At 67.1% G+C, this 11,871-nt stretch carries 12 protein-coding genes; 5 read left to right on the top strand and 7 right to left on the bottom strand.

Features of this window, described 5'->3' with window-relative positions; all coding sequences use genetic code 11:
* Positions 1 to 4: 4 nt before the first annotated feature.
* Positions 5 to 679 (top strand): DUF1028 domain-containing protein, encoded by a 675-nt coding sequence (locus AC3WLC_RS09860; protein ID WP_493683754.1) that lies wholly within the window; start codon positions 5 to 7, stop codon positions 677 to 679.
* Positions 680 to 706: 27 nt separating this feature from the next.
* Here AC3WLC_RS09860 and AC3WLC_RS09855 read toward each other — a convergent pair whose 3' ends face one another.
* Genes AC3WLC_RS09855 through AC3WLC_RS09830 form a run of 6 tightly spaced genes read right to left on the bottom strand, consistent with a single transcriptional unit; the run spans position 707 to position 6,468 of the window.
* On the bottom strand, positions 707 to 1,660 hold the full coding sequence (locus AC3WLC_RS09855; protein WP_493683753.1) for a LysR family transcriptional regulator: 954 nt from the start codon (positions 1,658 to 1,660) through the stop codon (positions 707 to 709).
* 46 nt (positions 1,661 to 1,706) lie between these two features.
* A complete protein-coding gene (gene argE, locus AC3WLC_RS09850) occupies positions 1,707 to 2,855 on the bottom strand; it encodes an acetylornithine deacetylase (protein WP_493683751.1) in 1,149 nt (382 codons plus the stop codon).
* 27 nt (positions 2,856 to 2,882) lie between these two features.
* Positions 2,883 to 3,581 (bottom strand): ABC transporter ATP-binding protein, encoded by a 699-nt coding sequence (locus tag AC3WLC_RS09845; RefSeq protein ID WP_493683749.1) that lies wholly within the window; start codon positions 3,579 to 3,581, stop codon positions 2,883 to 2,885.
* Positions 3,568 to 4,368: an ABC transporter ATP-binding protein gene (locus AC3WLC_RS09840; RefSeq protein WP_493683748.1), complete on the bottom strand. Its 801-nt coding sequence runs from the start codon at positions 4,366 to 4,368 to the stop codon at positions 3,568 to 3,570. The genes AC3WLC_RS09845 and AC3WLC_RS09840 overlap by 14 nt, the downstream gene beginning before the upstream one ends.
* A 2-nt stretch (positions 4,369 to 4,370) precedes the next feature.
* The gene (locus AC3WLC_RS09835; RefSeq protein WP_493683747.1) at positions 4,371 to 5,546 is read right to left on the bottom strand and encodes an ABC transporter permease subunit; all 1,176 of its coding nucleotides are present in this window, start codon (positions 5,544 to 5,546) and stop codon (positions 4,371 to 4,373) included.
* Positions 5,547 to 5,550: 4 nt separating this feature from the next.
* The gene (locus AC3WLC_RS09830; RefSeq protein ID WP_493683746.1) at positions 5,551 to 6,468 is read right to left on the bottom strand and encodes a branched-chain amino acid ABC transporter permease; all 918 of its coding nucleotides are present in this window, start codon (positions 6,466 to 6,468) and stop codon (positions 5,551 to 5,553) included.
* 320 nt (positions 6,469 to 6,788) lie between these two features.
* Between AC3WLC_RS09830 and AC3WLC_RS09825 the strand changes: the two genes are divergently transcribed.
* Positions 6,789 to 7,925, top strand: coding sequence for a branched-chain amino acid ABC transporter substrate-binding protein (locus AC3WLC_RS09825; RefSeq protein WP_493683744.1), 1,137 nt, complete (start codon positions 6,789 to 6,791; stop codon positions 7,923 to 7,925).
* A 172-nt stretch (positions 7,926 to 8,097) separates the two neighbouring features.
* Here the strand turns inward: AC3WLC_RS09825 and AC3WLC_RS09820 are convergent, their stop codons facing one another.
* Positions 8,098 to 9,006 (bottom strand): LysR family transcriptional regulator, encoded by a 909-nt coding sequence (locus AC3WLC_RS09820; protein ID WP_493683743.1) that lies wholly within the window; start codon positions 9,004 to 9,006, stop codon positions 8,098 to 8,100.
* 133 nt (positions 9,007 to 9,139) lie between these two features.
* Here AC3WLC_RS09820 and AC3WLC_RS09815 point away from each other — a divergent pair, with 133 nt between their 5' ends.
* From AC3WLC_RS09815 to AC3WLC_RS09805, 3 genes are read left to right on the top strand one after another with little or no spacing between them, the layout of a single operon-like run.
* Positions 9,140 to 9,799, top strand: coding sequence for an RraA family protein (locus AC3WLC_RS09815; protein ID WP_493683742.1), 660 nt, complete (start codon positions 9,140 to 9,142; stop codon positions 9,797 to 9,799).
* Positions 9,796 to 11,016, top strand: a complete 1,221-nt coding sequence (locus tag AC3WLC_RS09810) for an aspartate transaminase (RefSeq protein ID WP_493683741.1) — start codon at positions 9,796 to 9,798, stop codon at positions 11,014 to 11,016. The genes AC3WLC_RS09815 and AC3WLC_RS09810 overlap by 4 nt, the downstream gene beginning before the upstream one ends.
* Positions 11,017 to 11,031: 15 nt before the next feature.
* Complete coding sequence (locus AC3WLC_RS09805; protein ID WP_493683739.1) at positions 11,032 to 11,844, top strand: ABC transporter substrate-binding protein; 813 nt, start codon at positions 11,032 to 11,034, stop codon at positions 11,842 to 11,844.
* The last annotated feature ends 27 nt before the right edge of the window (positions 11,845 to 11,871 follow it).

Genomic DNA, 11,871 nt, shown 5'->3' with positions numbered 1-11,871 from the left:
TCGCGTGACCTTCTCGCTGGTCGCCCGCTGCGCCCGGACCGGGATGTTCGGGGTCGCGATCTCCTCGTCCTCGCCGGCCGTCGCCGCGCGCTGCTCCTATGCGCGTGCCGGCGTCGGAGCCGTCGCCTCGCAGAACGTCACCGACCCGACGCTGGGCCCGCTGGCGCTCGATCTGATGCAAGGCGGCATGAGCGCGGCCGAGGCGATCGCCGAAGTGCGCCGGCGCAGCAAGTTCATCGAGTACCGTCAGGTCCTGGCGGTCGACCGGAACGGCGAAACGGCGATCCATTCCGGCCCGAACTCGCTGGGGATCTGGACCCAGGCGCAAGCGCGGGACGTCGCCTCCGGCGGCAATCTCCTGGCCAATGACGGCGTGCCGCAGGCGATCGTCGACGGCTTCCTCGCCTCATCCGGCCATCTCGGCGACCGGCTGATCGCGGCGATGCGCGCCGGCCTCGTCGCCGGCGGCGAAGCCGGGCCGGTGCATTCGGCCGGGCTCAAGATCGTCGACAAGGTCAGCTGGCCGGTCGCTGATCTGCGCTGCGACTGGACGGAAGACTGCCCGATCGAGGCGGTGGCGACGGCCTGGGAGGTCTACAAGCCCCAGCTCGACGCCTACATCCAGCGCGCGCTCGATCCGCGGCAGGCGCCGTCCTACGGCGTTCCCGGAGACGAATGAGCCACGCGCCGGTCGCGACGAGCCAGGTCAGGCCTCCACGCGCGTCCGGTCCGTCATGACCGGCGCGATCATGCCGGGAATGTAGGCGCGCGAAATGCGCGCTTCGCAATGCGCCTGGAAGGCCTCGATCAGCTTCGACTTGGCGAGCGACGCCAGCGTCGCGACGCCGATCGTCATCGGGCGGTGCTCGCCTGCGAGCCGGATCGAGACCAGCTTGCGCCCGTCGAGCGAGTGATCGGAGCGCGGCCGGACGTTGAACAGCGCATAGCCCGCGCCGTTGGCGACCATCGCCCGCACCACGTCCGGATAGGCCGAGCGCGCCGCGATCGTCGGCACGATGCCGGCGGCCATGAATAGCGCCAGGAAATATTCGCGGCTCAGCGGGAGGTCGAGCAGCACGAGCGGCTGCTCCACGAGCTCCTCCAGCGTGACGGCGCTCTGTTGTGCCAGCGGGTGCGTTTCCGCCACGACGATATGGGGCGGCAGGCTGACCAGCGGCACGAACGCGATGTCGTCGGGCACCTGCAGATCATAGGTCAGCGCCACATCGACCTCGGAGCGGCGCAGCCCCCTCAGAAGATCCTCCTGGTTGCCCTCGACATGGCGGATCGTGGTCTCGGGAAAGGCCGCGACGAAGCCGTTGCTGAGCTCCGGCACCAGCATCGGCGCCAGCGTCACCATGCAGCCGAGCGAGAGCGTGCCGCGTACGGTGCCGATGGTGTCCGCGGCGACGGTGTAGAGGCTTTCGGCCTGGCCGACGACCCGCTTGGCCTCGCTCAGCAACGCCCGGCCGACCGGCGTCAGCGACAGGCCCTGGGCGTGATGTCGGATGAAGAGCTGCACGTTCAGCTCCCGCTCCAGATGCGAGATCGCGGTCGAGATCGATGGCTGCGAGATATGGATCATCTCGGAGGCGAGGGTGATGCTGCCCGTCTCGCCGGCCGCGATGAAATATTCGAGTTGGCGCAAGGAGAACCGCATCTGACCAGCATAAAGCACGATAGATGCGGGCCGGCAAAGCAGAGGATCAGGCCGCGATCCTGTCGAGCAGCCGGTCCATCATCCGGTCGCAGGCCGCGAGCTGGTCGAGCGTGATGAACTCGTCCGCCTTGTGCCCCTGCTCCATCGAGCCCGGCCCGCAGACCAGCACCGGGATTCCCAGCCGCTGCGAGAACAGCCCGCCCTCGGTGCCGAAGGCCACTTTGCAGAGGGCGCTGTCGTCGAGGATCCCGCGCAGGAAGGCGACGGCTTCGGAAGTCACCGGTGTCGCCAGCCCCGGATAGTCGTTCAGCCGCTCGAAACCGATCCCGGCGCCCGGAAAGCGCTCGCGCCGCGACGTGACGAGGGCGGCCGCCTCGTCCATCAGCCGGGCCAGGATCGCCTCGGGATCGTCCTCGGCGACGTTGCGGATCTCGAAATCGATCGTGCAGCGCTCCGGCACGATGTTGAGCGCGGTCCCGCCCGCGATGCGCCCGGCATGCAGCGTGGTGTAGGGGATGTCGTAATCGGCGTCGCGCGGGCCGTCCCGCTCGATCTCGCTCTGCAGCCCGCGCAGCGTGCCGATGAAATCGCAGGCGAGATGGATGGCGTTCAGCGCGTTCGGCGCCAAAGCGGAATGTCCGGTGACGCCGCAGCAAGTTGCCCGCGCCGCGAGCTTGCCCTTGTGCCCGGTCGCGATCGCCATCGCCGTTGGCTCGCCGATGATCGCGAGCTTCGGCCGCAGCGGCCGGCTCGCCAGCCGGTCGATCAGCGAGCGCACGCCGACGCAGCCGATCTCTTCGTCATGGCTGAAGGCGAGATGCAGCGGCGTTTCGAGTTCGCGCGTCGAGGCACGCACGGCGAGCGCGAGCGCCGAGGCGACGAAGCCCTTCATGTCGGTGGTGCCGCGTCCATAGGCGCGCCCGTCCGCGACCCTCAGCCGGAACGGGTCGTGGCTCCAGTCCTGGCTGTCCACGGGGACGACGTCGGTGTGGCCGGAGAGCATGACGCCCGGCCGGTCCTTCGGGCCAATGGTGGCGAACAGATTGGCCTTGCGCCCATCCTCGGCCTCGACGATCTCGCTCTCGATGCCGTGCCCGGTAAGGAAATCGCGGACGAAATCGATCAGCGGCCGGTTCGGATCGCGGCTGACCGTGGCGAACCCCACCAGCCTGTCCAGGATCGTCAGCGTGTCCATCGCCGCGTCGCCTTCCTCTGCCCAGGCTTAGAGATACAGATGCCGCACGGCGTCGCTGCCGAGCAGCTCGGTAGCGTTGCCCGCCGCGACGACCCGCCCCTTGGTGAGCAGGATGCCGCGATGGGCGATGGAAAGCGCCATCTCGGCGTTCTGCTCGATCAGCAGCACGGTCGTGCCGTTGCGGTTCACCGCCGCGACCGTGTCGAAATACTCGTCGATCAGCTTCGGCGAGAGGCCGAGCGAGGGCTCGTCCATGATCACGAATTTCGGCTTGCCGACGAGGGCGCGCGCCAGCGCCACCATGGCCTGCTCGCCGCCCGACAGCGTGCCGGCGCGCTGGCGGATGCGTTCGCGGACGCGCGGGAAGAGCTCCAGCATCTCCTCCAGCCGATCCTCGAAGCCGGCCTGATGCCCCTGCGCCTCGTAGCCGAGGCGGATGTTGTCGCGCACCGAGATGTCGCCGAACAGCCGCCGGCCCTCCGGCACGAAGCCGACGCCGAGCGCGCTGAGCGCCTCTGTGCGCGAGCCCTTGAGATCCTGCCCCATGATCGCGATGCGGCCGCGCGCCAGCGGCAGCAGCGCTGAGATCGCCCGGAAGATCGTGGTCTTTCCGGCGCCGTTGGGCCCGAGGATGCAGACCAGCTCGCCCGGCTCGACGCTGAGCGAGACGTCGCGCAGCATCGCCACCACGCCGTAATTGGTGTCGACGTTCTCAAGCCTGAGCATGCTGGGCTCCCTTGCGGCCGAGATAGGCTTCCTGCACACGCGGGATCAGGCGGACCTCCTCGAAGGTGCCCTCGGCGAGCTTCTGGCCGTAGTCGAGGACCAGCACCCGCTGCGGCAGCGATGCGATCAGCCGCATGTCGTGCTCGATGATCATCAAGGCGAGGTCCGGCCGCTCGGCGCAGACCGAGCGGATATCGTCCATCAGCGCGTCGGTGTCGGCATCGTCCATGCCGGAGGACGGTTCGTCGAGAAGCAGTACCTTGGGCTCGCTCGCCAGCGCGCGAGCGATCTCGAGGCGCCTGCGATCGGCCTGCGGCAGCTCGCCCGCCGGCCTGTGGCGCTGGGCGTGGAGCTCGCGCGAGACGGCCTTCAGCAGGCGCTCGGCGATCTCGGCGGCGGCATCGAGCTCGGCATCGGCCTTGCGGCGGTTGAAGATCGCGTCGAACACCCCGGTCTTCATATGGGTGTGGCGGCCGATGATGACGTTGTCGAGCACCGACAGGTCGGCGAAGAGCCGGCTCGACTGGAAGGTGCGCGCGATCCCCTTGGCGACGATGCGATGCGCCGGCTGGCCGTTGAGCAGCTCGCCGGAAAGCCTGACCTCACCCGAAGACGGAACGTACAGCCCGGTGATGATGTTGAGCAGGGTCGACTTGCCGGCCCCGTTCGGCCCGATGATGCCGAGCACCTCGCCCTTGCGCAGCGAGAAGTCGACCTCGGCCATGGCGACCAGGCCGCCGAAGCGCATGGTCAGGCCCTGGCCTTGCAGGATGATGGCGGGATCCATGGTCAGCCTCCGTAGCGGCGCAGCCGCTGCGGGAAGATTCCCTGCGGGCGGATCATCAGGAAGGCGATCACGGTGATGCCGAAGAACAGGATGCGGTAGTCGGAGAAGGCACGCAGCTTCTCGGGCAGCATCGTCAGCAGGAAGGCGCCGACGATCACGCCGAGCGTGTTGTCCATGCCGCCGGCGATGACCATGGTCATGATCGTCACCGACACCAGGAAGGTGAAGTTGTCGGGCGAGATGAAGCCGACATAGAAGGCGTAGATCGTGCCGGCGAAACCGGCGAGGAACGCGTCCACCGCGAAGGCCAGCACCTTGTACCAGGTGGTGTTGATGCCCTGGCAGCGGGCCGCGAGTTCGTCCGCCCGCAGCGCATTCCAGGCCAGGCCGATCCGCGAATGGTGCAGCCGCCCGGCGAACAGGATCGCGACGCCGACGAGCAGCGCCGAGAGATAGTAGAAATTCGCCTGGGATGGCAGCGAATGCCCGAGGATCACGAGGGGCGAGGCGAAGGAGTGGCCGAACAGCTCCGGCGCCGGGATCCCCACCAGCCCGTTGGGGCCGCCGGTGAATTCCAGATTGTTGAGGAGCTGGTGGACGACGACGCCGAAGGCGATCGTCACCAGCGCCAGATAGCTGTCCCGCGTGCGCATCGAGGGGATGCCGAGCAGGAAGCCGAAGATGGTCGCGACCACCGCCGAGGCCGGCAGCGCCAGCCAGAAGCTGACGTCCCAGTGCAAAGCGAGCAGGGCCGAGGCGTAGGCGCCGATGCCATAGGAGGCGCCAGTGGCGAAGTTCGGGATGTTGGCGCTGCCGAGCTGGAAGTTCAGCGCCAGCGCCAGCACGGCATAGAGCTGCGCGATGATCAGCAGATGCAGCGCATAGGAGCTGCCCTGCAGCACGAAGGGAAAGGCGAGCACGATCGCCATGCCGAGCAGCACTGCGAAGCGCCGGTTGGCACCGAAGGCCTGCTCGATGCCGGCCTCGATCGCGGGCAGGCGCTGCATCGCGACAAGCACGCCGCCGAACAAAGCGAGCAGGCCGACCACCGCGCGCCAGTCGTCGACCAGCAGGAACTGGCGCAGGAAGGCGGCGCCCGCGACTTCCGTCAGCGCGACGAGCGCAAGGCCGCTGGTGGTGCCGAGCGTCGCGCGGGCGGGAACTGTCACATCCGTCATCGGTTCAGACCTTTTCGACGACGGTGCGGCCGAAGAGGCCGGCCGGCCGGAACACCAGCACGCCGATCACCAGCAGGAAGACGAAGACCAGGCGATAGGCCGCGCCGTTCGGCACCGTCGCCTGCACCAGCGTGTCGAGGCCGGCGATCACCAGGCTGCCGATGATCGCGCCGGGCATCGAGCCCAGCCCGCCGACCACCGCCGCGGAAAAGCCGATCAGCCCGACATCGATGCTGAAATCGAAGCGCACGATGCCGGCATAGCCCGCGAAGAACAGGCCACCGACGGCACCGACCGCGGAGGCGATGAAGAAGGTGATCCGGAAGATCTTTCCGGGCGCAATCGAGAGCAAACGCGCGGCATCGCGATCCTGCGAGACGGCCTTGATGTGAAGGCCGAGGCGGGTGTTGCCGAGCAGGAAGAACAGCCCGGCGACGCAGAGCACCGAAACCGCGATCGCGACGAGGTTGAAGGCCGGCACCGTCACGCCGAGCGCATTGATGCTGCCCTGGACGAGACGCGGCACCGCATGCGGGTTCGAGCCGTTGGGGAAGAGATGGCGGATCAGCTCGCGCAGCACGATGCCGAGCGCGACGGTGGCGACCAGGGCCATCATCGCAGGCGCGTTGCGGAATCGCTGGATGACGAGGAAGTCGAGCAGGATGCCGAGCAGCCCCGTCAGCGCGATGGCGAGAGCGACGCAGAGCAGCATGGTGCCCGGCGTCGCTGCTGCCCCGAGCGCCGCCGCGAAGGTCTGTATCAGAGCGAGCGCCAGGAACGGCGCGATCAGCGCCACGTCGCCATGGGAGAAATGGATGATGTTCAGCACGCCGAACAGCAGGCTGAAACCGACCGCGATCAGGGCATAGATCGAGCCGAGCGTGATCCAGTTCAGGATCTGTTGCAGGAGCTGCTCGGCCATTCCATTCCCCTCTTTTGTCTTGGCAGCTTGTCGTCTTGGGCAGCTTGTCTTGGCAGCCGCCTTGTGGCCGCTTGCCCGGCTGTGCACCAGCCCGGATGCGGACAGGAGTCGTAATTTCGGAATCTCTGCTTTGATTGTCTTGAGGCAGCCCGCCGGGCGGGTTCGTTCCGCTCCCGGCCAGCTGCTTAGGCAAACCGAGGCCCGGGGTTCGAAATATCCGATTTGCTTCGCGTTTCCGGAAGAGCGGATTGTCCCGCCGAAGCACCCTCGGGATCGGCGTGGCCGGCCGTTGGCGCTCTACATAAATCCTGGAGGGGGTCATGACTTTCACGTTCGGCGCCGGCACCGGCTCATTTTCGGCATTGCTGCGCGCCTCGACGGTCGCCGCGGCGATGGCATGGGGCGCCGCGACGGCCTGCGCCCAGGAAACCGTCAAGATCGGCTTCATCGGCCCGTTGAGCGGCGGCAACGCCCAGCAGGGCCTTTCGGCCCGCAACGGTTTCCAGCTCGCCATCGATCAGGCGAACAAGGCAGGCCTGCCCTTCAAGCTGGAGGCTGTCATCCTCGACGACGCCGCCAACCCGCAGACCGGCGTCGCCGCGGCGCTGAAGCTGACCAATGACCCGCAGGTGGCGGCCGCGACCGGCCACTGGAACAGCGGCGTCGCTCTGGCGACCATCCAAGTCTTCCAGCGCGCCAATGTGCCCTTCATCGTCTGGGGCGCGATCTCGCCCAAGATCACCGAACGCAACAACCCGATGATCTCGCGGGTCGTGACGACGCTGGTCAATACCAACGAGCCCCTGGCCAAATGGGCTGCCGAATCGGTCGGCAAGAAGATCGCGATCGTGTCCGACACGAGCGACTACGGCTTCGCCAACTCCCAGAACTTCTCGAAGTTCTACAAGGCTGCGGGCGGCTCGATCGTGGCCGCCGAGGCCGTGCCGGTCGGCACGACCGACTTCCGCGCCCTGCTGACCAAGGTCAAGGGCAGCGCCCCCGACGCGATCTATTTCGGCGGCGTCGTCACCGAGGCCGGCCTGGTGCGCCAGCAGATGGTCGAGCTCGGCATGGCCATCCCGATGATCGGCGTCGACGGCTTCCATGACGCGGAGTTCATCAAGATCGCCGGCGCGGCTGCCGAAGGCACCGTCTCCGGCATCGTCAAGGAGAAGGGCAATCCGCAGCTGGAGAAGCTGACCAAGGATTATCAGGCCGCAAATTTCGCCGAGCCGGCGACGACCTACACCAAGAACGCCTACGACTCCGCCAACATCATCGTCGAGGCGATCAAGAAGGCCGGCACGAAGGACAAGGCGGCCATCGCCAAGGCGATCCGCGAGACGCAGTACGACGGCGCGATGGGCCACACCAGCTTCGACGAGAACGGCCAGACCAAGCTGCCGGTCGAGCTCGAATTGCGCACGGTCAAGAACGGCGCCTGGACGACGCGCTGACAGCCGTCCCCTGAGCAGTCGCTTTCGGAAGCGGGTTCGCAGATCATGCGGACCCGCTTCTTTCGTTTTCGGGAGGTTGCGCAGCCTTCAGATCGCAGCACGCCCTTTCGAATGCCTTCATTCGCGAGATCATCGCCGGCATCGACTGACAGATGCCCGTCCAATTCACTGCTCAGTCCCGCGGCAAGCTGCGGGCGCTGAAATCACAGGATCGCTGAGCGATTGCCGCGATGCGCGCTGCGAGCGGCGAGACATCGCCCTTGCGGTGAACGGCGTAATAGCGCAGCGGCGGAATCGGCGGCTCGGTCCGGATGACGCGTAGCCGGCCGTTGGCGATCTCCGGGCCGAAATAGCTGGCCGTCAGGAAGGTGACGCCCAATCCGGCAGCTGCCAGGCCCGCCAGCACGTTCAGGCTGTTGCACTGGACGACGCGGTTGATCGCGAGCCTGTTGGCCACCGCCCAGTCGAGCACCAGCTTCTGCAGGCCCGAGCCTTGCGTCTGCGTCAGGATCGGATACTTCGCCATCTCGCCGAGCGGGATCAGACTCTCCTCCGGGCCGAAGCCCGGGGCCGACACCCATTCGAGCTGGACGGCATCGAGCGGCAATGCGGTGAATTCCGGCGCTTGCGGGGGATCCAGCGCGATGACGAGGTCCAGCTCGTTGGCCGCCAGCTTGCCGAACAAGTCGACGCTGGCTGCGACCTCCGGCACCGGTACGACATTGGGATAGTCGCGCTTCATCGCGACGATCAGCTTGGGCAGCCAGGTCAGGGCGACGAGTTCGGTCGCGCCGAAGCGGAACGGACCCGAGAAGGTCGCGGCGCCGCCGGCCGCCTCGCGGAAGCGGGGTTCCAGCGCGAGCATCTCGGCGGCGATCGGCAGGCTCGCCTCGCCGGCCCGTGTCAGGCGCAGGGCATGGCTCGTGCGGTCGAAGAGCGGCCCGCCGATCACCGCCTCGAGCTCGATGATCCGCTTCGACACCGTCGATTGCGCCAGATGAAGATGCCGCGACGCCTCGGTGAAGCCGCCGAGCCTGGCGGTCCAATAGAAGGCTTCGATCTGTCTCAGGCTCGCCGGCATCGCTTCCTCCACCGCTTGCCGCCACATTTGACGATGAATAAAAGCGATAGCTGGCGAGAAATATATTCGCTTTCTGTCATCATCGCCATGTCACATAATTTCCGAAACCAAGCTCTTGGGGACGGAATCTTCCATGCCGCTGATCGGCCACCGTACCAATCCGAACAGTCCTGCCGTGCCGGAGGCGATCCTCGACGGCTTCCGGACCGCTCCCGTCTCGATCATTTCCGACGTGATGAACCGTCTGCACGGGACGAGGGCGCTGCGGCCTTATCATCGCTCCGGTCGGCTTCTCGGCACGGCCGTGACGGTGAAGACGAGGCCGGGCGACAACCAGACCCTGCACCGCGCCTATGAGCTGCTGCGCCCGGGCGACATCCTCGTCGTCGATGGCGGCGGCGATCTGACCCAGGCGCTGGTCGGGGAGATCATGATGAGCCGGGCGCGGGCGATGGGCGTCGCCGGCTTCGTCATCGACGGCGCCATCCGCGATGTCGACGCCTTCCAGCAGGCGGATTTTCCCTGCTACGCCCGCGGCGTAACGCATCGCGGCCCCTATAAGAGCGGGCCGGGCGAGATCAACATCCCGGTCTCGATCGACGGCATGGTGGTGATGCCCGGCGACGTCGTGGTCGGCGACACGGACGGCATCGTCGTCTTCGACCGGGCCGACGCGGCCGAACTCCTCGATCTCGTGCGCCAGCAGGAAGAGCGCGAGGCGAACGCGCTCGCCGCGATTGCCGAGGGCAAGGTCGACGGCTTCTACATGAACGCCGGAAAGGCTGCGTCGTGACCGTTTCTGCGATCCCCCTCTCCGCCCGCGTCGGCCGGATCAAGCCCTCGCCCAGCATGGTGGCACGCATGCGCGCCCAGGAGCTGAAGGCGCTGGGCCGCGACATCATCGACCTGACCACCGGCGAGCCCGATTTCGACACGCCCCTGCATATCCAGCAGGCGACGACCGCAGCGATGGCCGCCGGCGAGACCCGGTATGCGCCCGTCAACGGCACGGTCCGCCTGCGCAAGGCAATCATCGCCAAGTTCGCCCGCGAGAACGGCGTGACCTATGCCGCCGACGAGATCGTGGTCGGCAGCGGCGCCAAGCAGGTGATTTTCAACGCGCTGGCGGCGACCGTCGGCGAAGGCGACGAGGTCATCGTGCCCGCGCCCTACTGGGTGTCCTATCCCGACATGGTGCTGGCCTGCGACGGCACCCCGGTCATCGTCGCATGCGGCGAGAACGCCGGCTTCAAGCTCACTGCCGAAGCGCTCGAAGCTGTCATCACGCCACGCACGCGCTGGCTGATCCTGAACACGCCGTCGAATCCGACCGGCGCCTTCTATTCCGCCACCGAGATGGCGGCACTGACCGAAGTGCTGAAGCGCCATCCACAGGTCGCGCTGATGACCGACGACATCTACGAGCATATCCGCTTCGACGATGGCGAGCCGGTCTGCCCGGTCGCGATCGCGCCGGAGCTGCGCGAGCGGACCTTGCTCGTCAACGGCGTCTCCAAGACCTATGCCATGACCGGCTTCCGCATCGGCTACGGCGCCGGGCCGAAGGCGCTGACCAAGGCGATCAACGTCATCCAGTCGCAGACCACCTCGGGCGCCGCCTCGATGTGCATGGCAGCAGCAGCCGCTGCGCTCGAAGGCGACCAGAGCTTCGTCGGCGAGGCGCGCTCGGCCTATCGCCAGCGGCGCGACCGCGCGGTCGAGCTGCTCGACGCGATCGACGGGATGAGCTGCCTCAAGCCCGACGGCGCCTTCTATGTCTATCCGAGCTGCGCCGGGCTGATCGGCCGGCGCCGGCCGGACGGGCAGGTGCTGCAGAGCGACCTCGATGTCGCGCTTTACCTGCTCGAAGAAGCCGGCGTCGCCGTCCTCGACGGCTCGGCCTATGGGCTCTCGCCCTATCTGCGCCTGTCGATCGCGACCTCGCTCGGCGCGATCGAGGAGGCCTGCGCCCGCATCAAGACGGCCTGCGACGCGTTGCAACGATCATAACAACAGGGGATGACGATGAAGCTCTTTTCGGTTCTCGGCCTTGCGGCCGCCCTCGCTGCCGGCCTCTCCGGAGCCGCCCAGGCCGACCAGCTCGCCGACATCAAGGCGCGCGGCAAGCTGATCTGCGGCACGCTCGGCACCTCCGAGCCGTTCTCCTTCCAGCATCCGCAGACCCGCGAGATCGTCGGCTACGATGTCGACATCTGCAAGAAGGTCGCGGACGCGGTCGGCGTTCCGCTCGAGCTGAAGAGCATCGCCGTCGAAGCGCGTATTCCCGAATTGCTGCAGGGCCGGGTCGACATCCTCGCCGCCAATCTCGGCTATACGCCCGAGCGCGCCCAGCAGATCGACTTCTCCCATTCCTATTTCGTTAGCCAGCAGAAGCTACTGACCACCAAGGAAACCGGCATCACCACGCTGGAAGGGCTGGCCGGCAAGAAGATCACGGCGATCAAGGGCTCGTCTTCCGAACAGGGCGTGCGCCGGCTGATCCCGACCGCCGAGACCGTGACCTTCCAGGACACCTCCTCGGCCTTCCTGGCGCTGGCGCAGGACAAGGTCGATGCCTTCTGCGGCTCGGAGCTCATCCTGGTGAAGCTCGCCAAGCAGTCGAAGGTGCCGATGGTCGTGATCGAGAAGTCGCTCTTCGTCGAGCCCTGGGGCCTCGGCCTGCGCAAGGGCGAGACGGCCTTCAAGACGCTGGTCAACGACACCCTCGCCAAGGCCGCAGACTCCGGCGAGATCGACAAGATCTTCTCGAAGTGGTTCGGCCCGGGCACGGCCTTCGACATCAAGCGCGACTACAAGATCGAAGAGATCAAGGGCTGATCTGACGGCAGGGCACCGGAGGGGAGC

Source organism: Allobosea sp. GW821-FHT03A12, assembly GCF_058986765.1.
This window is presented reverse-complemented; position numbering and strand designations above follow the sequence as displayed.